The 20,583-nt window shown below is 46.6% G+C and carries 26 protein-coding genes, 1 pseudogene and 1 riboswitch; of the genes and pseudogenes, 19 read left to right on the top strand and 8 right to left on the bottom strand.

All coding sequences use genetic code 11. From position 1 onward, the window contains the following. Window positions 1-14: 14 nt before the first annotated feature. The 5 genes and pseudogenes from QP860_RS04115 (at window position 15) to thiT (ending at window position 2,379) form a co-directional block, all read left to right on the top strand. Window positions 15-269 carry a type II toxin-antitoxin system RelB/DinJ family antitoxin gene (locus QP860_RS04115; RefSeq protein WP_070618946.1) on the top strand — a complete coding sequence of 85 codons (255 nt, stop codon included), beginning with the start codon at window positions 15-17 and terminating at the stop codon, window positions 267-269. After that, complete coding sequence (locus tag QP860_RS04120) at window positions 251-541, top strand: type II toxin-antitoxin system RelE/ParE family toxin (RefSeq protein ID WP_070618949.1); 291 nt, start codon at window positions 251-253, stop codon at window positions 539-541. Before QP860_RS04115 ends, QP860_RS04120 begins: the two co-directional genes overlap by 19 nt. Window positions 542-756: 215 nt before the next feature. Continuing rightward, a pseudogene (locus QP860_RS04125) lies at window positions 757-1,014 on the top strand (type II toxin-antitoxin system HicB family antitoxin); the annotation flags it as partial. A 95-nt stretch (window positions 1,015-1,109) separates the two neighbouring features. Continuing rightward, window positions 1,110-1,577 carry a hypothetical protein gene (locus QP860_RS04130; protein ID WP_070618955.1) on the top strand — a complete coding sequence of 156 codons (468 nt, stop codon included), beginning with the start codon at window positions 1,110-1,112 and terminating at the stop codon, window positions 1,575-1,577. Window positions 1,578-1,614: 37 nt separating this feature from the next. Further along, window positions 1,615-1,711, top strand: a riboswitch (TPP riboswitch). A 107-nt stretch (window positions 1,712-1,818) separates the two neighbouring features. Beyond that, on the top strand, window positions 1,819-2,379 hold the full coding sequence (gene thiT, locus QP860_RS04135; RefSeq protein ID WP_070618958.1) for an energy-coupled thiamine transporter ThiT: 561 nt from the start codon (window positions 1,819-1,821) through the stop codon (window positions 2,377-2,379). Between the two features lie 128 nt (window positions 2,380-2,507). Here the strand turns inward: thiT and QP860_RS04140 are convergent, their stop codons facing one another. From QP860_RS04140 to QP860_RS04155, 4 genes are all read right to left on the bottom strand, one after another. After that, window positions 2,508-3,068, bottom strand: coding sequence for a threonine/serine exporter family protein (locus tag QP860_RS04140; RefSeq protein ID WP_070618960.1), 561 nt, complete (start codon window positions 3,066-3,068; stop codon window positions 2,508-2,510). Window positions 3,069-3,080: 12 nt separating this feature from the next. Next, window positions 3,081-3,845 carry a threonine/serine exporter family protein gene (locus tag QP860_RS04145; RefSeq protein WP_083294377.1) on the bottom strand — a complete coding sequence of 255 codons (765 nt, stop codon included), beginning with the start codon at window positions 3,843-3,845 and terminating at the stop codon, window positions 3,081-3,083. 24 nt (window positions 3,846-3,869) lie between these two features. Further along, complete coding sequence (locus QP860_RS04150) at window positions 3,870-4,799, bottom strand: AEC family transporter (RefSeq protein ID WP_168162723.1); 930 nt, start codon at window positions 4,797-4,799, stop codon at window positions 3,870-3,872. Window positions 4,800-4,982: 183 nt separating this feature from the next. Then, complete coding sequence (locus QP860_RS04155; RefSeq protein ID WP_070618965.1) at window positions 4,983-5,825, bottom strand: aldo/keto reductase; 843 nt, start codon at window positions 5,823-5,825, stop codon at window positions 4,983-4,985. Window positions 5,826-6,022: 197 nt separating this feature from the next. Here QP860_RS04155 and QP860_RS04160 point away from each other — a divergent pair, with 197 nt between their 5' ends. After that, complete coding sequence (locus QP860_RS04160; RefSeq protein ID WP_070618967.1) at window positions 6,023-6,505, top strand: S-ribosylhomocysteine lyase; 483 nt, start codon at window positions 6,023-6,025, stop codon at window positions 6,503-6,505. 145 nt (window positions 6,506-6,650) lie between these two features. Here QP860_RS04160 and QP860_RS04165 read toward each other — a convergent pair whose 3' ends face one another. Continuing rightward, window positions 6,651-7,391, bottom strand: a complete 741-nt coding sequence (locus QP860_RS04165) for an alpha/beta fold hydrolase (protein WP_070618973.1) — start codon at window positions 7,389-7,391, stop codon at window positions 6,651-6,653. A 638-nt stretch (window positions 7,392-8,029) separates the two neighbouring features. Next, complete coding sequence (locus tag QP860_RS04170; protein ID WP_284912241.1) at window positions 8,030-8,587, bottom strand: nitroreductase family protein; 558 nt, start codon at window positions 8,585-8,587, stop codon at window positions 8,030-8,032. A 188-nt stretch (window positions 8,588-8,775) separates the two neighbouring features. Here QP860_RS04170 and rlmD point away from each other — a divergent pair, with 188 nt between their 5' ends. The 7 genes from rlmD to QP860_RS04205 all read left to right on the top strand — a co-directional run bounded on the left by rlmD (window position 8,776) and on the right by QP860_RS04205 (window position 13,750). Further along, window positions 8,776-10,164, top strand: a complete 1,389-nt coding sequence (gene rlmD, locus QP860_RS04175) for a 23S rRNA (uracil(1939)-C(5))-methyltransferase RlmD (RefSeq protein WP_284912242.1) — start codon at window positions 8,776-8,778, stop codon at window positions 10,162-10,164. A gap of 282 nt (window positions 10,165-10,446) precedes the next feature. Continuing rightward, entirely contained in the window at window positions 10,447-10,878 is a 432-nt protein-coding gene (locus QP860_RS04180; RefSeq protein WP_070618988.1) for a hypothetical protein, read from the top strand. A 107-nt stretch (window positions 10,879-10,985) separates the two neighbouring features. Beyond that, entirely contained in the window at window positions 10,986-11,990 is a 1,005-nt protein-coding gene (locus QP860_RS04185; RefSeq protein WP_284912243.1) for a virulence RhuM family protein, read from the top strand. A 235-nt stretch (window positions 11,991-12,225) separates the two neighbouring features. Continuing rightward, the gene (locus QP860_RS04190) at window positions 12,226-12,567 is read left to right on the top strand and encodes a type II toxin-antitoxin system PemK/MazF family toxin (RefSeq protein WP_070618991.1); all 342 of its coding nucleotides are present in this window, start codon (window positions 12,226-12,228) and stop codon (window positions 12,565-12,567) included. 309 nt (window positions 12,568-12,876) lie between these two features. Continuing rightward, entirely contained in the window at window positions 12,877-13,068 is a 192-nt protein-coding gene (locus tag QP860_RS04195; RefSeq protein ID WP_070618994.1) for a hypothetical protein, read from the top strand. A 38-nt stretch (window positions 13,069-13,106) separates the two neighbouring features. Continuing rightward, window positions 13,107-13,457 (top strand): hypothetical protein, encoded by a 351-nt coding sequence (locus QP860_RS04200; protein ID WP_141744600.1) that lies wholly within the window; start codon window positions 13,107-13,109, stop codon window positions 13,455-13,457. 2 nt (window positions 13,458-13,459) lie between these two features. Then, a complete protein-coding gene (locus QP860_RS04205) occupies window positions 13,460-13,750 on the top strand; it encodes a hypothetical protein (protein WP_070619001.1) in 291 nt (96 codons plus the stop codon). A 67-nt stretch (window positions 13,751-13,817) separates the two neighbouring features. Here QP860_RS04205 and QP860_RS04210 read toward each other — a convergent pair whose 3' ends face one another. Continuing rightward, a complete protein-coding gene (locus tag QP860_RS04210) occupies window positions 13,818-14,744 on the bottom strand; it encodes a LysR family transcriptional regulator (protein WP_350338474.1) in 927 nt (308 codons plus the stop codon). Between the two features lie 177 nt (window positions 14,745-14,921). Here QP860_RS04210 and QP860_RS04215 point away from each other — a divergent pair, with 177 nt between their 5' ends. The 6 genes from QP860_RS04215 to QP860_RS04240 all read left to right on the top strand — a co-directional run bounded on the left by QP860_RS04215 (window position 14,922) and on the right by QP860_RS04240 (window position 19,321). Beyond that, complete coding sequence (locus QP860_RS04215; protein WP_210382802.1) at window positions 14,922-15,563, top strand: SDR family NAD(P)-dependent oxidoreductase; 642 nt, start codon at window positions 14,922-14,924, stop codon at window positions 15,561-15,563. 245 nt (window positions 15,564-15,808) lie between these two features. Then, a complete protein-coding gene (locus QP860_RS04220; protein ID WP_070619007.1) occupies window positions 15,809-16,213 on the top strand; it encodes a helix-turn-helix domain-containing protein in 405 nt (134 codons plus the stop codon). A gap of 13 nt (window positions 16,214-16,226) precedes the next feature. Then, window positions 16,227-16,571 (top strand): hypothetical protein, encoded by a 345-nt coding sequence (locus QP860_RS04225; protein ID WP_284912244.1) that lies wholly within the window; start codon window positions 16,227-16,229, stop codon window positions 16,569-16,571. Between the two features lie 411 nt (window positions 16,572-16,982). Further along, entirely contained in the window at window positions 16,983-17,708 is a 726-nt protein-coding gene (locus QP860_RS04230) for a DUF554 domain-containing protein (RefSeq protein WP_284912245.1), read from the top strand. A 47-nt stretch (window positions 17,709-17,755) separates the two neighbouring features. Beyond that, window positions 17,756-18,832, top strand: coding sequence for a DUF6287 domain-containing protein (locus tag QP860_RS04235; RefSeq protein WP_070619021.1), 1,077 nt, complete (start codon window positions 17,756-17,758; stop codon window positions 18,830-18,832). A gap of 126 nt (window positions 18,833-18,958) precedes the next feature. After that, window positions 18,959-19,321 (top strand): hypothetical protein, encoded by a 363-nt coding sequence (locus QP860_RS04240; RefSeq protein ID WP_070619024.1) that lies wholly within the window; start codon window positions 18,959-18,961, stop codon window positions 19,319-19,321. Window positions 19,322-19,436: 115 nt separating this feature from the next. Here QP860_RS04240 and QP860_RS04245 read toward each other — a convergent pair whose 3' ends face one another. Next, window positions 19,437-20,552 carry a glycosyltransferase family 4 protein gene (locus QP860_RS04245; protein ID WP_070619026.1) on the bottom strand — a complete coding sequence of 372 codons (1,116 nt, stop codon included), beginning with the start codon at window positions 20,550-20,552 and terminating at the stop codon, window positions 19,437-19,439. Between the last annotated feature and the right edge of the window lie 31 nt (window positions 20,553-20,583).

The raw sequence follows: 20,583 nt of genomic DNA on the forward strand, positions 1-20,583 counted from the left end.
AGGGGCTGGTAAATATGTCAAAAAAAGCGAGTATATCAATCAGAATAGATGAAGATTTAAAGAAGAGTACCCAGGACATATTAGATGACTTAGGGCTCGACATGACTACGGCTATCACGATGTACCTAAAAAAAATAAATGCATGTCAAGGGATCCCCTTTTCTGTAAGGAGAACTAGTATACAAGAGGCCTTAGCAGAAGTTGAACTCGGAGAGGTGGAAAGTTTTGATAATGTAGAGGAGTTTAAAGAGTGGATGAAAGAACTTTAAGGATTGAATTATCAAGAAAGTTTGTACGAGCTCTTAAGAAATATAAGAAAAAACATTACAATATAAATAAGTTAGAAATGGCGATTGATGCTTTAATTATCCAAGACAAAAGTATATTACGCACCAAGTACAAAGACCATGCTCTGTCTGGAAATTGGAAAGGTGTACGTGAGCTACATATAGAAGGGGACTGGCTCCTGGTCTATCAGATAGATCATGGCAAATTAGTTCTTCTTTTGCTAGATATGGGCTCACATGACGAGTTATTTTGATGACTTCTACTTCTTCCCGCGTTAGCGGGGGTAATTTTAATCAGTTAGAGAATTAAGTTGAATATATTTTATCGGCTCTTTCCCGCCTAGGCGGATACTTTTCCTTCATTAAATGACTAATAAGATCAACTAATTCTTATCTAGAAAGGATCCAATATGTTAGCCGCCTACCCAGCCTTATTTTACTTCAGCCCAGATGAAAGCAAGATTCCTTTTTTATAGTATTTCCCGATGTCCCAAGGGCGATCACTCAGGGGAAGAATATAGTCGATGCGCTTTATATGGCCAGTGATTGTCTGGGGATCCATTTAGCAGATGCTTTAGAGCGTGGGCAAGCTTTGCCTGAGCCAAGTCCGATAACTTCCTTGTCCTTAGACGACTACCTTCCTGAGGATAAAGATTTTCATTTTGACCGGAACAAATCCTTTATCTCCATGGTCTTGGTCGATCTCGATGATTACACTAGCAATTAAATCGGCTTTTCTGACCAGAAGCGAAGAGCTTTTATTTTAAAGCAGCTGAACTTTTGATACAATAAGATTAAAATAAGTAAGTGAAGGATGATATTATGGCCGGAAAAGTACGTGCAGCTTTGACCCATGCGCAAAATACCCAGCTCCAAGAGTTAGATGTACCGTTCGCTAAGAATGACGTGAATGAAGTGATGACGACCCTGCAAAATTTTGTTGACCAGTATGAAGCTTATTTTGAAGAAGGTTCTTTGAATATTTTTGCCCTGGAAGCTTATCCTAATCGGCGGACTAAGACCGCTCAAACGGCTTTTGCCTTGGTCAATATGACAGGTAAGACCATTACCGAACTGAAGGCCAAATTGCAACTTAAAGTTTCTGACTTCAATGTGAACTTTGAGCCGATTGAATGGAAGATTGACAGCGATTTTTTAGGCAACTGGGCGAATGATATTGCCATTATGATTGTCGATGAAGTCCCTATGGAAGGCATGGCAACCAAGCCATCTTACACTTTGAATGATTTGGAGCTTGAAGTCAGTGATGTAACCGTAATGGAGTACTAGACTTGCATTTTTGATAAAAAACAGTTAAGATAAACGCATAGAACACTAGGGGAACCAAAAGGTTGAGATACGTCAGTAGACCCTTAAAACTTGATCTAGTTAAGACTAGCGTAAGGAAGTGTATAAGCAAGGCAGCTTTTTAGCTTGCCAGCTGTTTATCTTACCGAATACAAGTTTTAAGCCCGTTTGTGTGATGCAAACGGGTTTTGTTTCTTTCTTAGTAAAGAAAGGAAAATGTTAAATGGCACAACGCCAGCAATTATTAGGGATGATCGAGGCTGCTTTAATGGCTGTCTTGGCTTTTGTTTTTGCCTTGATCCCTTTAGATGTCGGGAATATCTTTGAGATTGAGCTCGGGATGATTCCCATTATGATTTTTGCCTTCCGTAGGGGGCCTAAGCTAGGAATTCTAGCGGGTTTCCTCTGGGGGATTCTCAAGCTCGTTTCAGGAGATATTGTGGTGCTTTCCTTCCTCCAAGTCTTTGTGGAATATGTTTTTGCCTTTGCGGTGACAGGTTTGGCTGGCTTCGGCGCCCAAACTATCCAACAGAAGCTTGCCCAAAAGGAGAGCCTTTATGGGACCATCGCTTGGAGTGTTGCTCTAGCAGTCTTTGTTAAGTACTTCATCCACTTCATTGCAGGGGTGGTGTATTGGTCAAGCTATGCGCCAGATGGGATGAATATTTATTGGTATTCCTTCCTGGTCAATGGCTCGAGCGCATTGGCAACATTCATTGCTGATGGGCTTATTGTTGCCCTGATCTGCCGGGCAGCGCCCCACTTGTTACGGGTTAAGGAATAAGCATGGACGGTTTCCTCGTTTCCCTTAGCCCTCAACTGGGAAGTGGGGGAAGGCTCTCCCTCTCTAGAGCCTTAACCGTCAAAAAATACGCTCGTTTCGGCTTAATTTGGCCGAGGCGAGCGTATTTTTTATTCTTTGGAAGTCCTATTTTTGATTTTGAATTTGGGTGTCTTGGGAAGAGGGAGGCGTTTCTTATTTTGTTCGTGGTGGGCGGCCTTAGCGGCTTTTTTCTTGAGTTGACGGCGGGCACGTTCTTGGCGCTGGCGGCGGATCTGTTGCTCGGCCAGACTGATAAACATGAAGCCAAAGACAATGGCGCCCGAAACCTTAAAGACAGTCATGAGGTGCTGGACGCTAGCCACGTAGTCGCCCTCAACGGCATAGCGGACGAAGAGATAGGCCGCATTCCCTGGTACTAGAGGCAGGATGGCTGGGGTGTTTAAGATAATGACCGGGATTCTCAGGCGGCGGGAGAGCTGCATGTAGAGGATCCCAATCACAATGGCAGCCATGAAGTTAGCCACAATTATTTCATTGAAGAGATACATGAAGAATTTATAGGTCATCCAACCGCTGGTACCTGTCAAACCACAATAAATCAAGGCGCGCTTGGGGACGTTTAGGATGGTTGAGAAGGCCACGGTCCCGAAGAAACTTAGGCAAGCTTGTTCAAGAATACTAAGCAACATACTTCCTCCTTCCTAGCCCAACCACTGCAGGGTAAGGGCAATACCGATACCGAGGACAATGGCAATCAGAATGGCATTCACAGCCTCCACCATGCCCGAGACTAATTGCCGGGCAAAGAGGTCACGGAGGGCTCCCGTGATGGCTAGACCGGGGAGGAGGGGCATGATGCAGCCCGTGATCATGGAGTCCAGGTGGCTGACCCAGCCTAAGCGATTGAAGGAGAGGGCGAGAACACCGATAACAGTTGAAGCAAAGAAATCACTGAGGAAGATCACCTCGAACTTCTCCTTGCATAATTCGGAGACGGAGAAGCCGATGGTTGCTATAAGGAAGGCAAGCAAGATATCCCGATAGTTGTTGTTATCCAAGAGCAACATGAAGGCCGCACTGGCAAAGCCAGCAGCGATAACTTGGATGGGAAAGCTGAAGTTCTTGGGTTCCTTGTCGACCCGCTGGAGTTCGCTTTTGAGTCCGGCTAGGTCTAACTTCCCAGCTTCATAGGCCCGGGAGAGCTCGTTGGTTTCATCAATTTTGGCTAAATTAGTAGACAGTTTGCGCACCTGGGTTATTTGGGTCTTTGACCGCTGGTTGAGGCTCATGAAGATAGCAGTATTGGTGACATAGGCTTCGGTATCGAAGCGGTGGGTGTTCTGGGCGATCCGCTGCATGGTGTCTTCCACTCGGTAAGATTCGGAGCCTGACTCCATCATAATGCGTCCCGCCAAGAGGCAAGTTGACAGCAAGAGGTGGTTCTTTTCTTCTTCAGTCATTGACATATAATTCCTCCTTTAATGGCTGGCTTATCCAGCTAAGTTAAGTAGGGAAATAATCAGTGGAATAATCAACACAGAAAAAAGCGTAGAAACAAAGACATAGCGGGTGGCCAAGGCAACGTCCCCGTCAAAGATTGTGGCATAAGCCGTTGCTGAGGAGGGACCAGGCATAGCGGCCGTGACCACCAGGACACTAATGATAATGGGATGGCTGAGGAAGGTCCCGAATAGATAATAAATGATAATGGGCAAGAGGACCATCTTAATCAGCATGAGCAAGTAGATCCGCCAATCGTTGAAGCAATCTCTGAATTTGATCTCGGTCATGGACATACCAATCACGATCATAGCCAAGGGCGTGGTCATATTCCCCACGAGGCTGAGAAAGGATTCAGCTGCCTCGGGAATCTTCCAATCAAGGATAAAGAAGGCGAGGGCGATCAAGGAAGCTGCAAAGCCGGGTGAAAGAAGGATCTTACGCAAGCTTAACTGGCCCTTTCCCTTCTGACTGTAGCGGCTCATGGCCCAGACCCCGAAGGAATAAACCAGGATATTGGAGGGAACATTCACGAGCGAGGCATAGAACATGGCCCCAGCACCGTAGAGGGCTTGGATAACCGGCAGCCCCATGAAGCCGTTGTTCTGGAAGGTCATTAAGAACTGTAGGGTACCTTCTGATTCCTTGGCCACAGGGATAAATTTAGGCACAATAAAAGAGAAGGCCATATAGAAAAGATAAATAATAAAGGCAATGGCCAAGAAGGTCAGGGCTTCACTCTTCGTCCCTAATTCCCCGGCACTATTGATGGTGGAGAGGATGAGGGCAGGTGAGGAGACATAGGTAATCATGGTTGAAAAATCATACTGGGCCGATTCGGTAAAGAGTTGCTGCTTCTGGCCCCAATAGCCCAGAAACAGGGTGGCCAGTAGGATAAGCATGGGTATAACAGCTGACAATAAAATCCCTCCATAATTTATACTTGCTCCCATTATAGCATGAAATAATAGGAGGCATCATGTGGGCTAAAGCCTCTTTCCCGCCTGCTTTGATGAGCCTAGAGGACAAGAACACAGCGCATCCGACAAGCGACTTGGCAGGGGATGCGCTGCTTATGATTAAAATCTTTTTCGATGGGACTTCTAGAAGTCTTTGGTATCTGGATCGGGAGCTTCGGTCAAGTCCTGGATCTGGTCAATCTGGCGGACTTCCTCTGGGCTCAAGTGGATATCGAAAACCTCATAGTTGGAGAGGATATGCTTAGGCGTCTTAGACCGAGGAAGGGGCAGGAAATCATGGGCCAAAGACCAGGCCAAGGCAATTTGGGCGACCGAACGCTCATGTTTGTCGGCGATGGCTTGGAGCTCTTGGTTGTCAAAGATTTGACCGCTGCCCAGGGGACTATAGGCTTCTAGGAGGATATCATGATTCCGGCAGTAGGTCACAAGCTCGTCTTGACTCAGGCCAGGGGCGAGTTTAATTTGGTTGACCATGGGCTTGATTTCAGCCGTTTGGAATAAGGGCTCGAGATGTTTCTCTAGGAAGTTAGAGACACCAATGGACTTGGCCTTACCTTCTTTGTAGAGGTCTTCCAAGGCCCGCCAAACTTCCCGGTTACGAGTCTCAAAGCCTGGCTCTTGGCGGAAGGGTTTGGGGTTAGGCCAGTGGATCAGTAAGAGGTCCACATAGTTGGTTTGTAACTTATTGAGGGATTCTTCGAAAGAAGCTAGGGTATCCTCATAAGTGCCCTTATCATTCCAGATCTTAGTAGTCAAAAAAATCTCGTCACGCGGCACATCACTGGCTTGGATGGCCTGGCCCACACCGGCTTCATTGCCATAAGTCTGGGCAGTATCAATATGGCGGTAGCCAGCGTTCAAAGCATTCTTAACCGCTTGGATCACGGGCTCACCGTCTTCCAGTTGCCAGGTACCAAAACCGATTTTAGGAATTGTGCGGCCATTTACTAATTGATAAGTTTCCATTTAGGGTCACTCCTCTGCTATCAGTATAAGCCTATCATACCAAGAAGATGGGCTGAAAGGTAGTGAAAGCCCTTCAGTTGCTAAGGAGACCAAGTGATCACTGCTGCTATCTTTTGCCTAAGCGCTAAATATTGAGTCTGCTTTCTAAATATGGGATAATGATTAGTGACGATCATTATTTCAAAGGAGGAAATAAAATGGCAAAAGTTGAAAGTTTTGAGCTCGACCACGATGCAGTCAAGGCGCCTTATGTCCGTCTAGCTGGGCGGGAAGAAGGTGCCAAGGGGGATGTCATCACGAAATTTGATATCCGCCTGACCCAACCCAACCAAGAAGCTGTTCCTACAGCAGCCTTACATACCATTGAACACATGTCAGCTGGTCTTGTCCGCGACTATGTGGACGGGGTGATCGACCTCTCGCCCATGGGCTGTCGGACAGGCTTCTACCTACTCGTTTGGGGAGAAAAGACCCCTGAAGAGATAGCAATTGCCTTCACCAAGGTCCTCAGAGATATCGTAGACTCTAGCTGGGATGATGTCCAAGGGGTCGAACGCAAGGGCTGCGGCAACTACAAGGACCACTCCTTGTTTGGGGCTCAAGAGTGGGCCAAGCATATCCTCGACCAAGGTTTCTCTAAGGATCCTTTCGAGCGCCAAGTGGTGGAAGTCGCAGAATAAGAGATCGATACTTTGAATTTTATGGTCAAAGAGCTAAATCATAAAAACAGGAAGTAGGTCCGAAGCTGCTGCTTCTTCTTATCATTTAAAAAGTCTGAAAGCTTGTGTTTGAGAGCTTTCAGACTTTTATTTTCTCTTTGAATATTTAAATGGGGAAGTGGTCGGTAAAGAAGTCGACCATGCTTTTGATAGTTTCAACGCGGACCAGGTGGCCCTCGTCTTCGGCTTGGAAGTCAATCTTTAAGTGGGGATTGGCTTGGACAAAAGTTGCCGCTTCCTGGAAGGGGATCCGGTCGTCTTGGCGGCCGTGCCAGATGAAGAGAGGCCGGTCACCCAACTGGTCGGCTTGCCTATACAGGTCATAATCTTCGAGCCAGCCGAGTAGGGTCTGGGCGTCTTTGGGGAAATAGCGACCAGCTGCACGGGCATGGCGGGCAATTCTTTGGGCATAGTGGACCGGCATGGGGCTGCCCATCAAGCAGGCCGCTGCCTGGATCTCGGGGTGCTGGCAAAGGAGGGCGCAGGTCGTGATCCCGCCCATGGACACACCGGCCACCGCAATCCGGTCATCAGCCAGCCCTAACTGCTGGAAGTGGTCGACAATAAAACCAAATTCGAAGAGATTGGCCTGGATGCTCTGCCAGAAGGTCATGGAGGGAATCTTGGAATACTTGCGGTAGCGTTCGCCATGGTTGTCAGCGTCGGGGAGGAGGGCCCGGTAACCCGCTTTGGCCAGGCGCCGGCCGGCTGTTAGATTGAGTTCCTTGCGCGACTGCCAGCCGTGGTAGTAGACCACAAGGGGCAGGCGGTCATTCTTGCGGTCTTCTTGGACGAGTTCGAGGAGAGGCACCTGGCCCAAGAGCCGGCGACGGATGCTGATCTTCATTCTTATCGCTCCTTTCTATAGATAAGCTCATTGCCATGATGGAAGTAAGGAGAATTTTATAAAAAGTAGAAAAAAATGACGAAAAGTCACAGAAAATTAACAATTAAGTTTTATACTATGGGCATACCCAAAAGGTTAGTAGAACTAACCATATTCTTCATACCTCTCCTTCTTATAAAACGAGAAGAGATGGAAAAAGTGCCGCATTTGCCGGCACTTTTTTTATTGAGTTCTTTAATAGATTGTATGAATGAGCGATGAGCATCCGTTCCGCTTTTGAAGTTGGGCTTTGAATTTAGAAGTACAAGAACGTCTTTCGCCGTCTTGTACTTTATCCGTAAGTCGCTAACACTCCAACGGCTAAAGCAGCACCGGTTCGAGCCAAGGTCTCTCACCTAGCGAGACTCAAACGGTCCGTACGGCTGACGCCTACGTTCCGTAATTCGCTTCGCTTGCTTTTCATGGCTAAGGCCCAACTTCAACGCTTCACTCCTGCTCAAAAAATAATCAGTACGATTTTTTATTACTAGTCATAAATATTAAGAGTACAGGACTTTTTACTCGATAATAATACTGTATATAAATATTGGATACTAGAAGATAATACAATCTATCTTGATTTTACCAGTGAGCTCATCTTATTGGTAAACGGAGAAGCCTTTCTTGTCGTAGAGGCTTTCTTTGTCTTCGGAGACGCTGTCTTGTCCTTTGCCGAAAGCGAGGGCGCCCTTGAAGGTCCAGTGGTCTGGGATGGCCCACTTGCTGGTGTCTTGTTGGCGTGGGTGGTGGAGGCTAGCGTCTAGTCCGAGCTCAGTCAGGGCAAGCCAGCTCAGAACAGCAGTAATGCCATGGTTTTCGCCAGAATAGCGGTCAGCGAGGGACTCATCGATGGCATACTTATCGGTCAGGCTGTAGACATGGTTGCGGTCTTCGAAGAAGAGGACAGTACCCTTAGCCTGCTGTAATTTTTCATAGCGGTCGGCATAGTCTGGGTTCAGGCGGCTGACAGCCTCCCAATAGGATTGGCTCTCGCCATCGAGAAGGACCGCCACACGTGGGGTCTGTTCGCCAAAAGCCATGGGCGCTTCATCGATGGCCGTCTTCAGGGCTTGGCTGATTTCATCATTGGACACGGCAACATCTGCACTGAGTTCACGGTGGGACCGGCGTTTGTGAAGTAAATCTTGGTAAGTCATCTTAAAACATCCTTTCTGTGTTGTGTTATGATTTACCTTTATTGTAGCAAGGGATTTTCCAAGAAGCAAAATTAAGGACTTCATATTTTTTGAAAAAAGACGACCAAGCTTGTGAGTTCTCGGCGATATTATGCTATGATGGGAAAGATTATTCCAATAATAGAATAATAGGAAGAAAGGAATCGATTATGGCAAAAGTAAAGCGACAAGCACCTGTCAAAAAGAATGCCACTTATGATTTAAGCATTGAAGACTTGACCTATGAAGGCCTAGGAGTGGCCAAGGTAGATGGCTATCCTATCTTCGTCCATGATGCCCTGCCTGGTGAAAAGTGCTCGGCTCGGATCGTCAAGGTTCTCAAGAAGTTCGCCTTCGCGATTGTTAAAGACCGCTACCAGACTTCGCCCGACCGGGTTCCCTTGCGCGACAAGGACGGCTTGCGGACGGGGACTATGCCCCTCCAACACCTGGCCTATCCCGCCCAGCTTGCCTTCAAGCGCCAGCAGGTCATCAATTCCCTCCATAAATTCGGCCTCGACCAAGGCATAGAGGTCAAAGAAACCATCGGCATGGAAGAGCCCTGGGCCTACCGCAACAAGGCCCAAGTGCCGGTCGCAGGAGAGCCGGGCCAGCTCTATACCGGCTTCTATAAGCGCCGGTCCCATGATATTGTGCCCATTAAGGATTATCAGATCCAGCTCAAGAACATCGACGAGACCCTGCAGACCGTTATCCAGATCCTCAACCGTTATCAAATCACCGCCTATGACGAAAAGGTCCACCGCGGCCTCCTCCGCTTCCTGGGGGTCCGCCAGGGCGAGCATACGGGTGAAATCATGGTCATCCTCGTTCTCAATGGTAAGTCACTCCCCCATGAAGTAGAGATTATCCAAGCTATCCGCCGGGAAGTCCCAGGCCTGGTCAGTCTGGTCATCAATATCAATGAAGAGCGGACCAATGTTATCATGGGTAAGGAGACTCGGGTCCTCTACGGTGACGACCGCTACCACGATCAGATCTTGGGCCTGGACTTTGCGATTTCCAGTCAGAGCTTCTTCCAAGTCAACACCAGCCAGGCTGAGAAACTCTACCAGGCCGCCCTCGAAGCTGCCAATCTCCAGGGGAATGAACAAGTTATGGACGCCTATTGCGGGATTGGGTCTATCTCCCTCTGCCTGGCCCAAGAAGCCAAGCATGTCTATGGGGTTGAAATTGTCGAAGATGCGATCGACATGGCCCGGGAAAACGCAGCCGCCAATGGCCTCAATAATACCAGCTTCCAAGCCGGGGATGCGGGTGAGGTCATGCCAGATTGGGTCATGGCAGGGATTCCTTGTGATGTCCTGGTCGTTGACCCCCCACGCAAGGGTCTGAGCGAGACCTTTATTGAAGCCTCCCTTGAACTCGATGCAGACCGGATTGTTTACGTCTCCTGCAACCCGGCTAGCCTGGCCCGGGACTTGGATAAGTACACAGCAGCAGGCTATCAGATCCAGTCCGTCCAACCCGTCGACCTCTTCCCGCAGACGACACATGTCGAATGCGTGGTATTGCTTGAGGCTGTTCGAACGAAGTGAGTTACAGCGTCAGTTCTGTAGCGATAGCGTAGGTGATTGAAAAAGAGGAGCTATAAATCGCATAAAAGCGAGTTTCTCAAGAAGTTATGACTTCTTGAGAAACTTGCTTTTTGTTTTTAGAGGAGAAAATGAGGGGAATCTGATAGAATGAGGGTGTACGTATGGGGAAACTGGTCGGCTATTCTGGGAAGAATGTACAAACTAGACATCAATAAAATTGCCACTTTTTGCGTAAGTTGAAAGCGAAATTTAACCTAGTTATAAATCAGAGGAGGAGTGATTATGGCAAAAAAGAAGATTGCAATAGCAGCTAATCTTTTGTTGCTTATATGGTTTTCACTGGATATGTTTGGCGTGAAAATTGGTGACAAGTATTTAGTTGAGGGTGCTTTGAAGGAAGATGGCATGTTTATGATCATTTCGATCATTGTATTCCTTATATTCTTATACACTGATAAAATAGGCAAAACTATCCAATTAGGCTGGTTTCTACTACAATTCCTTGCCCACGAATGGTATACGATTTTCGGAAAGGGTCTGATGGGTAGCGTTGAAGGTAAGGTTGCTTATTTTGAAGACTGTATCCAATTCATCAACATACCAGGAAGGTATGTGCCAGATTTATGGCATATTGTTTTGCATGTTTTAATTATTATCGCCTTCTTCGCTACACTCAGAATGCCTAATGAACATCAAGAAGTAAGTTCGAAATGATCATGAGAATATGGTAGTTCTAAAAGTCGAAATCGAGATGGCTATGAGAAATAGTCTGGTTGAGTTTATTACTTAGAGCTCCGTGTCCATGAAAGGAGAATTTAGATTTGGAACAATTACCCATTCTACTTTATGAAACTGCAAAGGAAAACGTCTATGTGGATGTATACGTTAAAGATGAGACCTTTTGGATGAGCCAGAAGATGATGGCCGACTTATTTGAAGTCGGAGTACCTGCGATTTCAAAGCATCTTCAAAATATTTACACCGAAGAAGAGTTAGATTTAAGTTCAACTGTTTCCAAAATGGAAATAGTTCGTTTGGAAGGTCAGCGGCAAGTGAAGCGAACTGTTGATTTTTATAACTTAGATGCTATTATCGCTGTTGGTTACCGAGTGAATTCCAAGCAGGCAACCCGCTTTCGTCAGTGGGCGACCAAAACTTTGAAAGAATATATCACTAAGGGCTTTGTCTTGAACGATGAATTTCTAAAGAACGGACAAGCTTTTGGTCAAGATTATTTTGATGAACTCCTAGAGCGAATTCGAGAAATTCGAGCCAGTGAGAGAAGAGCCTATCAGAAGATAACGGATGTCTTCCAGCAATGCTCCTACGACTATGATAAAAACTCTGACATCACCAGACGATTCTATGCCTTTGTTCAGAATAAATTACATTATGCGATTACAGGTTCGACGGCTGCAGAAATTATTTATAATAGAGCGGATGCAGATAAGAAATATATGGGACTTACGACTTGGAAAAATTCTCCTGATGGTAAAATTCTGAAGAGTGATACTCAGATTGCTAAAAATTATCTATCTGAAGATGAAATAAAGAAATTGAATCGGCTAGTCACAATGTTTATTGATTATGCAGAGTTGATGGCAGAGGATAATATCTTGATGAGCATGCAAGATTGGGCGGACCAAACAGATATTTTTTTGAAGATGAACCGCAGAGGGACGCTGGACCACAAGGGAAGAGTTAGCCGAAAGCAAGCTCTCGAAAAGTCATCTCAAGAGTACGAGAAGTTTAGAGTTGTTCAAGATAGGCATTATTTATCCGATTTCGACAAATTACAAGAAGAAGTTAGCAAGTATGAGAGATAGGGGGAGTTAGCCTAATTATCTCTAGAGATGGCAAAGACACAATAAAGGTTGATATTACAAGCTTTATACAGGCTGAATTTAGCCTAAAAATTGCATGTTGAGTGCGTAGTATTGATTGAAAAATAGGGGATATAAACAGCATAATAGCGGGGTTCTTGCGAAGTTTCGATTTCTTGGGAACCTCGCTTTTGGGTTTTTAGAGGAGAAAATGGGTCGAATCTGTTAGAATGAGGGTGTGGGGGATATTTTTTATGTTAATTTTAACTCAAGTATTGGGCACGAACAGAGAAATAGTCGTCCAGCCATTGTATTAAGTCACGATCTCATCTTCCAAACGAGTCGGATAGCGATCCTTGCACCAATCTCAACAACTAAAAGAAATTATCCAGCCTATTATGAGCTTCAAGAGACTGATCAGATAAAGGGGAAAGTGCTTTTGGATCAAACAAAGGCTCTTGATCTTTATCATCGGCAAGTCAGCCGAGAAAATTTCATTGAACGAGCTAAGCCGAATGAATTTAAACGCCTGATTCACCGCTATAAATTGTTATTCGATCTGGTGGATGATTATCAATAGGCGATTAAGAAGAAGGCTGAGATTTGTAACTCCCAAATCCAACGTCTACGGTCTAGCCTATTTGCTTATATGCTAAGCTATTAACTCATTAAAAAATTTAATCAAAGTAGAGAAGGTGAAGACATGTCTTTAGGAACGGAAGGTGTTTTTAGAAATATCTAGAAATTCCTCGACCAGCACGGCGGAGACTTCGATAGTATTGATGAGGTCATGGACCATGCCATTGCCTTGCATAATGAGGGCTTGCTGGTTTTTGATGATGAGGATGACGCCAGTCGGGCGCCGGACTTGTTTGAGGCAGCCATGTAAATGGCGGATAAGGACCAGCGCTCGGCCTTGCTAGAAGAAGTTCAGGACCTCGATTCAGATAACTTGGCTATTTACTTTGTCTGGGCGCTCGACCAATTCCATGGGCAAGAAACGGTAGCGATGATTCGAGACGAGGCCGATGCTTACTTCAAGGCCCAACGCCAGGAAATTAAAGAATCCGGTGGAGAATAAATTCAATGCGGAAGCTTGTCATTGAGGGGAGACGCGCTGTGACTTCTTTTAAATTAACGGTACAGAAATTCTTTGTTCAAGATGGGAGTATCGATAGTTATGCCTTCCTGCTCGGCTTAGTTCTTTTACTGACCTTTGCCTTCATGCGCTTGCCACTCGGCCTTAGCCAATTGGCCTGTGCCCTGCTGGCTTCGAATGTCTTTCGCTACATCACGACGGATGCGCTCTTTCATGAGGAATTCTTGAGGCTAGAAGGGTGGCAAGAAGTCTTAGCCTATGCCCTGGCAAAGAATTCATTCACCCTACTCTTTGAAGCGGGCGTCTTAGCATTAGTCTTTTTGTTGGTTAATGTATTAAAGATTTTTCTTTTGAGCCAGAAAGTACGCTAGCTATGAGACAAATTCTGGGGCACTTGTTCCTGGTTCTGGGGACAGAGAATTTGATCTTACTTGTCAATCATCGCTCGGTTCCCTCCTATCAGAAGGGGATCAGAAGAGATGGGGCTAAGGATATTGCTGTGGGTCTTGTCAATGCTAAGAGTATGTTCCCTTCCATTGTTGCTAATGGGATGATTGCGGCTCTTCTCTTTTATTATGTGCAAGAAGATTTCCCTATCACTGTTGCAGGGCTTTATTATTTGCTTTGCTTACTCATCTTCGTTAGGTTGCGAACTAAGTTTTAAAACGAAATAGGTAAAAAGGCTTTGACAGGACAATAAAAGTTGCTGTCAAAGCCTTTTTGCTGAGTGATCAGTGCTCAATTGGCTGGAGGCTAGTCCTGCTTTCTTTCAATGATAACTGACGAATAAAGTCTAGAAAAGCTTGAAGAACGGGATTGGGATAGGGATCTGACCGATAGATGAGGCTGACTTGGCGGAAGGCCTTCTGGGGCATGATGGGGAGATAGGCCAGATTATCTGGAGCATTGGGCAAGGAAATGCTGGTGATTAATGAGGCATAGCGTCCTGTCTGGGTGAGGCGCAAGATGGAGCCTGCATCATCCACATTGATTTTGTGTGTGATGCGGAGGCCGAGTTCAGCGAGGAACTGATCACTTTCTTGCCTGAAAGCATAGTGCTTATGGAGTCCAATGAAATCTAAGGGCTCTAGATCTGCTAGTAAGATATGGTCTTGCTTTAAGAGCGGATGGTCAAGGGAGAGGGCTAGGTAAAGTTTATCATCGACTAGCACTTGCTTTTGAAGGCCGGGTGCTTGCATATGGCTTGATGTGACCGTCAGATCGAGTTGGTAATTTTGGATTTGTTTGATCGCTTCTTCATGGCTGAGGTCATATTGGTTGAGGCTAAGACCGGGGTATTTTTCTAGGAATCGCTGGATTAAGTCAGGAAAGACGTGGGGCATGGTGATGGCGAGGGAGAGCTGGCCTTTTTCAAGCGATCGTTGGTTTCGGACCAGGTCTTGGCCAATTTGGAGCTGTTTATGAGCGCTTTGGCAATAGTTTTGATAGGTCTTGCCTTGGTCAGTCAGGAAGATGCGCCGGCCTTGGCGGTAGAAGAGTGGGACCTGGAGCTGGTCTTCTAGGTCACTGATGGCTTGGCTGACGGCGGGTTGGCTGACTTTAAGGGCCTTGGCTGCCTGGGTCATGTTTTCGTATTTAGCCACTTCGAGGAAGTAAAGGAGCTTGTGGGGGAAAATAAGATCGCCTCCTGATAAGATAAGCTTATTAAGTGATTATTTATTCATAGTATTTATGATCTATTATATCACTTATACTAAAGATAAGTAATCTAAAGGAGTGATGATTTTGTCAGAAAAAGTAGCACTAATCACCGGAGGAACTAGCGGTATTGGTTTGGCAACAGCCAAGAAGGTTACCGCCTGGTCCTAGCCAGTGTGGACAAAGAAGAGCAAGTCGAAGAAGCTTTAGAAGCCTTGGGGCATTCGGAAGCCATCCGTCATGTAGCCTGCGACGTGTCTGACCCTGCCCAGTGTCAAGAAGCGGTGGCTACAGCCCTGGAAGCCTTTGGACAATTGGATATCCTTGTTAATGTGGCTGGGATTACGGGCGAACGTGGCGACTTCTTAGACTATGACTTGTCAGCTATCAAGCAAATTATTGACATTAATTTGATGGGGACCATTAACTTCTGCCAGGCAGCGGGCCAAAAGATGAAGGAAGCTGGTCAAGGTTGCATTATCAACGTTGGTTCCATCTGTTCCTTCTTAGCCAACGGGGAAAACATTGGTTACCACGCTAGTAAGGGTGGGGTGAAGATGGCCACTCAGGCGATTGCACGGGAACTCGGCCCCCATGGTGTTCGTGTCTTAATGGTCTCACCGGGTTGGGTCAATACCTCCATGATGCGTGGGGACCTGAAGGACTTTGGCGACAGCCTTCATATGAAAGAACGGGTCATCGAGCCTGAGGAAGTGGCCAATGCCATCTACCTCCTGACCCTGCCAGAAGCTAGCGCCATCAATGGCACGAATGTAATGGTTGAAGACGGCTATACATCCTTTAAGGGGATTTTCTAGATCTTTTTCCGGCCAAAGACAAGCTCCAGAGATGGGGCTTTTTCTATTTTGTAATCTTAGGCTAGTTGCTATAATGGACTTATGATAGGAGGCTAACTGGAAGTCGATGTGTTTTAATGGGAGTTTCATAAGGAAAAAGGAGCTTGTCAAAGCTTTTTGACAAGGAAACTGCTTGATGTCAAAGAGCTTGGATGGTATTTTTAGCTGTTATTATTTAAAGTTGGAAGTGAAGAAGGGAGGCAAAAATGACTATAGGAGAACTGCTTAGGGAGGCTCGCTTGCAGTCGGGCATGACCCAAGAGGGAGTTGCAGAAGCGATTGGCGTCTCAAGACAATCAGTTTCAAATTGGGAAAATGATAAAACTTATCCTGATGTGATTAACATCATTCGATTGAGTGACCTTTACCAAGTGAGTTTAGATGTTTTACTGAAGGGGAGTGAAGATTATATGGGGCATTTAGATGAGAGTACCGATATTGTGAAGAGTAACCGGAACTTAATTCGAACGATTGTCTTTGGTGTCTTGTTGATTGTGTTGATTTTATTCATCAGTCCTTGGCTAGCTTTGCAGTTTGTCCTGTCATCAATTTTCATCATTACATTGGCCTTGGTTGGGATAGTTTATTTTGAAATTATTAGTCGCTTTTAGAGGAGGGATAGCAATGACTACTTATCCGGTTATAATGGCTATAGCTGGGGCTGTTGCCATTATGGGAAGCGTCTTTCTAAGCTACAATTTATATCAGATGATTGCTATGGATGCGGAAGCTAGAGGGATGCCTCGCCCGCGTTTATGGGCTTTTATGAGCCTGCCTAATGGTAATGGGGCAGGGGCTTTGCCTGTTTACTTAGTCGTTCGTCGGAAACACACCCGTCGGCCCTTTAATCATAAGGAGCAGGAGGCTTATAAAGGCTATAAGAAAAAAGCTAAATTGTCACTCCTGATTTTATTGATAGGTATGTTTCCACTAATTTTTGCGGTTATTCACTATCTTGCTTTGAGCTAAAGACTTTGGAAATTTCTCGACCTTATAAGGGAACTTCTCCTTAATCTGGAAGTTCCCTTTCATATTCTGTTGTTGATTTTGCTTATGCAGATTTTCTAGAGCGGCTGGGATTTTATCCCAGGCGCTTTTTTGTTTTCTTGACTATTTGGTAAGAGTGATCGAACTGAGAGCAATTGCTTGCCCATGGACTACTGTAAATAACAGTAAAATTTACGGGTCAGGAGCTTAAATCGACGATTCAGGTAAGATTCGTCTAATGGAAGCCTTTTAATGCTATACTTCATTTATCAGCTTATTTAGCGGTTCTAGCACTGCGGTCCAAGTCTAATCCCTCATATAAAAATGAGTATTCTATTAAAATATGCTAAAATAATAGCTATTGAAAACGAATGAAAGAAATGAGGAAATGAAATGGTTGGGCTTGGGACTTTAATTAATTGTGTCGGAATTCTACTGGGGGGCCTGGTGGGCAGCTTGGTGGGAAATTTGTTTAAGGCTAAGCAGCAGGAGGCCCTCCAGAAGGCTTGTGGGGTGAGCGTGATCTTTATCGCCATTGCCGGGGCAATGGATGGGATGTTGACCCTTCAAGGGGATAATATCGTCAGCGGCCGGTCCATGCTGGTGGTCCTCTGCCTGGCTCTCGGCAGCCTGATCGGAGAAGTGCTGGGGATTGACCGTGCTTTTGAGAGCTTGGGTCACTTCCTCCACCAGAAGTCAGGGAATGGGAGGGATCCACTCTTTGTGGAAGCTTTTATTACGGCTTCGCTGACAGTTTCTATTGGGGCCATGGCCATTGTTGGGGCGATCCAGGACGGCTTGTTGGGCGACTATACCATGCTGGCTGTGAAGTCGGTCTTGGATGCTATTATCATTACAGTCCTAACTTCAGCCATGGGCAAGGGAGCCATCTTCTCTGTCATTCCGGTCTTTATCCTGGAGGGTGGGGTGACCCTGCTGGCCCGCTTACTGGCCTCCATTATGACTGACCTGGCCCTGGACTATCTCTCCTTAGTGGGGTCCATCCTCATCTTCTGTATTGGGATTAACCTGCTCTGGGACAAAAAATTGAATGTCGCTAACATGCTGCCCACTGTCTTTCTAGCGGTTCTGGCTGCCTTCCTGCCGGTCTCATTCTAATCGCTAAGCTGGCAATATTACTAGTGCAAAAGAAAAGGAGTCTACTCATGAAAAAATTCAACCAATGGGCATTGGTCCTCTCGACGGGCCTAGTCCTTGCAGCCTGCCAAAATAACACAAACCAGTCGAATAATGACCAAACTTCCTTAGAGCCGGCTTCGGAGAAAGTTTCTTCGAGTCAATCAGGATCAAGCAGCCAGAAAGCTTCCAAGGGGTCTTCTGGTCAAAAGACGAGCTCTAAGACAAAAGAAGAGCCGGTTAAGCCAGAAGTCGACAACATGGCCGTTTATGGTCCTACCCTCGAGGAACTGGCCCAGGCCGAAGAGAACCGTCCCGATTATTTCGTCTTCTATGATATCGATGGCAACGGGGTGGATGAGTTGCTGACGGCTACGGACTACGATGGCAAGCTTCACTATAGCGATCTCTACTACTTAAAGGGTGGCCAAGAACCGACACTCCTGGCGAGAAATTATGCAGCCAGTGCCGGTGGTCTGCGCCAAGCTAGCGATATCTTCCAAGACGGCACGGTTCTGGATTCCTACCACTACTCTACAGCTGGGGAGGGCGAAGCTCGAATTCTCCGTATCAATCCTGAGACCCAGACGGAAGAAGTGGTCGAAGAGGGAAGCTATTCAGTGGGCAACATCAGCACTCTGGATGATTTTACCGCCGGCCGGACGCCTATCGATTATGACCAATTGGACTGGCAGCGGATCGACCAAGTCTTTGTTGATCAAGCAGAAGAAGAAACTGCTCAGCCGACCAGCTTTGACCTATCCGCCATCCTGGAAGGAGATTATTCCAGCCTGGCTGGCACCTGGCAGGATGGGAATGGCACGCCTCCTATTACCTTTGACGCAGAAGGAATTGTTTCTGATGAAATTAAAATCTTTAATAGTGAGGGCATGCCTGATGGGACAATCCGTTTAGCTATCGGTCCTAAGTATGAGATGCGAGGCGGCGGTTTCCTTCTCATCGTCATCCCAGCGGGCCAGACCCCTAACGGCCAGTCCAAGTTCCCCGATGCTTATGATGGTTCCGATATGAGCCAGGACCGCTTGTGGGCGGGCCAGAGCCTAGACTTTAGGGACCCAAATGCCTTCTTTTATAAAATAAATTAATTAAGTGCATTATTTAGATTTATCTAACTTTTCTTGGTAAAATAGTGTTGGAAAGTAGGGACGCAGTTTTTGAGATCATCGTTGCTGCCACTGTTTATTTATTGTGCCTTGAAAGGATGATTTTCTATGCGCTTAGGGAAGGTTTTGAAACGGATTGCTAATGATGAACACTATACAGTCGAGAAGGACACCGGCCTAATCCATGGCAGGGTCAATGGCTACACGCTCTTAGTGGATATGATGCACTTTGGCCAGCAGTATGATATTATTTTTCACTTGACCAAGGATGGCCAGGCACCTGACCGCCAGGAGTTGCTCCTCCACCTGCCCAAACACAAAAACTTGCAGAATGTCAGAGTAGAGGGCAATAAGGTCACTTACCAGGCGAGAACAGCTATGCTGGTTCAATCGACAGTGGATAGCTTGTTTGAGATGGTCGACCTGATTACCCGATCCTTAGAAGAATTGGGCTATGAAGAAGCGGCCTAGTCAATCAATTAAGTCTAATCAAACAAAAAAGGAAATCATTAGCTGTTCTTGGCACGCAATGATTTCCTTTTTTCTATTCTGATGAGTAATTCAAGCTGCTAGCAAGAAAATCAGCTTAAGCCTTCACAACTTCCTGGTAGAGCTTGTCGTAACGCCCACTGATCTTGTCCCAGGAGAAGTCCTGGGAGTGGGCCAGGGCGCGTTGGCAGAAGCCTGGATAGTCCGCGAGAATGGCTTGGACATGGTGGACAAAGTCATCTGGCCGGTCAGGGTCCAGGCTGGCGCCGACTTCGTAATTGGGATAGTAGCTGTCGAAGCCTTCGCCCTGGGTATAAATGACGGGGAGGCCCTGGCTCATAGCTTCCACATAGACTAAGCCGAAAGTTTCCCGTGAGGAGACTAGGGCGAAGATATCCATCTGCCGGTAGAGGTCCCGCATGCCATCGTGGTCTTTGGGGCCGTAGTAGGTCACCAGGGGCTGGTCTTTGACTTGGGCCAGGATGCTTTCATCCCAGGCAGGCCCGATGAGGTGGAGTTCGGCCGCTTGGACATGTTGGTTATAGTAGTCCACCAGGCTGATGAGCTTGGGGATCTGTTTTTCTTTTAAGAGTTTGGCCGTACAGACAAAGCGTAGGGGATGGTGGAGTTCAGCTTGCTTAGCGTCATAGCGGTTGGTGTGCCAGTAGTCGTCGATGCCATTGGCGATGACTTGGGTCTTGGCTTCCAGGTCCGCTCGCATAGAGTCTGGAATATACTTGGCGAAGACTTCCCGCCTGGAGTTCTCAGAGATAAAGACCACTTGATCAGCGTCAGCGAGGACCTTGAGGCCGAGCCGGCGGAGCCAGGGCATCTTCTGGAAGAAGGTCCGGATATCGGCACTGCGGACCGCCACGACATAAGGAATGCCATGGGTCAAGTAGACTTTGTGGGCCAGCCAACCATTGGAGAAGAGGGAGTGGGCGTGGACCAGGTCGAATTGGTCGAAGGTATAGCGCTGTTTGAGGTCCTGCCAGATCTTATAGTGCTTGAGGTGGAAGACATAGCGGTCCGCTTGGCGGAAGGCTTCTACAATCTGACAGTAGTCCCCCTTAGCGGCCAGGCGGTCTTTGGGAAATTCTTTGGCAATGGGGACATAGACGTCGAGGGCCATTCCCGCGGCAACTTGCCGGTCATAGAGGTTCTGGTAGAGAGGGGTGGTGGAATAATAAGAATTAATATGGAGGATGTGCACAAGCGTCGTCCTTTCTGTTAAAATAAGCAAT

The organism is Aerococcus sp. UMB1112A, from assembly GCF_030230715.1.
In the GTDB taxonomy this organism is placed as follows: Bacteria; Bacillota; Bacilli; order Lactobacillales; family Aerococcaceae; genus Aerococcus.

Coding starts and splice junctions, on each gene's coding strand:
- QP860_RS04115 (WP_070618946.1), top strand. CDS start 15: ATGTCAAAAAAAGCGAGTATATCAATCAGAATAGATGAAGATTTAAAG.
- QP860_RS04130 (WP_070618955.1), top strand. CDS start 1,110: ATGGCCGGAAAAGTACGTGCAGCTTTGACCCATGCGCAAAATACCCAG.
- thiT (WP_070618958.1), top strand. CDS start 1,819: ATGGCACAACGCCAGCAATTATTAGGGATGATCGAGGCTGCTTTAATG.
- QP860_RS04140 (WP_070618960.1), bottom strand. CDS start 3,068: ATGTTGCTTAGTATTCTTGAACAAGCTTGCCTAAGTTTCTTCGGGACC.
- QP860_RS04145 (WP_083294377.1), bottom strand. CDS start 3,845: ATGTCAATGACTGAAGAAGAAAAGAACCACCTCTTGCTGTCAACTTGC.
- QP860_RS04155 (WP_070618965.1), bottom strand. CDS start 5,825: ATGGAAACTTATCAATTAGTAAATGGCCGCACAATTCCTAAAATCGGT.
- QP860_RS04160 (WP_070618967.1), top strand. CDS start 6,023: ATGGCAAAAGTTGAAAGTTTTGAGCTCGACCACGATGCAGTCAAGGCG.
- QP860_RS04165 (WP_070618973.1), bottom strand. CDS start 7,391: ATGAAGATCAGCATCCGTCGCCGGCTCTTGGGCCAGGTGCCTCTCCTC.
- QP860_RS04170 (WP_284912241.1), bottom strand. CDS start 8,587: ATGACTTACCAAGATTTACTTCACAAACGCCGGTCCCACCGTGAACTC.
- rlmD (WP_284912242.1), top strand. CDS start 8,776: ATGGCAAAAGTAAAGCGACAAGCACCTGTCAAAAAGAATGCCACTTAT.
- QP860_RS04180 (WP_070618988.1), top strand. CDS start 10,447: ATGGCAAAAAAGAAGATTGCAATAGCAGCTAATCTTTTGTTGCTTATA.
- QP860_RS04195 (WP_070618994.1), top strand. CDS start 12,877: ATGGCGGATAAGGACCAGCGCTCGGCCTTGCTAGAAGAAGTTCAGGAC.
- QP860_RS04205 (WP_070619001.1), top strand. CDS start 13,460: ATGAGACAAATTCTGGGGCACTTGTTCCTGGTTCTGGGGACAGAGAAT.
- QP860_RS04220 (WP_070619007.1), top strand. CDS start 15,809: ATGACTATAGGAGAACTGCTTAGGGAGGCTCGCTTGCAGTCGGGCATG.
- QP860_RS04225 (WP_284912244.1), top strand. CDS start 16,227: ATGACTACTTATCCGGTTATAATGGCTATAGCTGGGGCTGTTGCCATT.
- QP860_RS04230 (WP_284912245.1), top strand. CDS start 16,983: ATGGTTGGGCTTGGGACTTTAATTAATTGTGTCGGAATTCTACTGGGG.
- QP860_RS04235 (WP_070619021.1), top strand. CDS start 17,756: ATGAAAAAATTCAACCAATGGGCATTGGTCCTCTCGACGGGCCTAGTC.
- QP860_RS04240 (WP_070619024.1), top strand. CDS start 18,959: ATGCGCTTAGGGAAGGTTTTGAAACGGATTGCTAATGATGAACACTAT.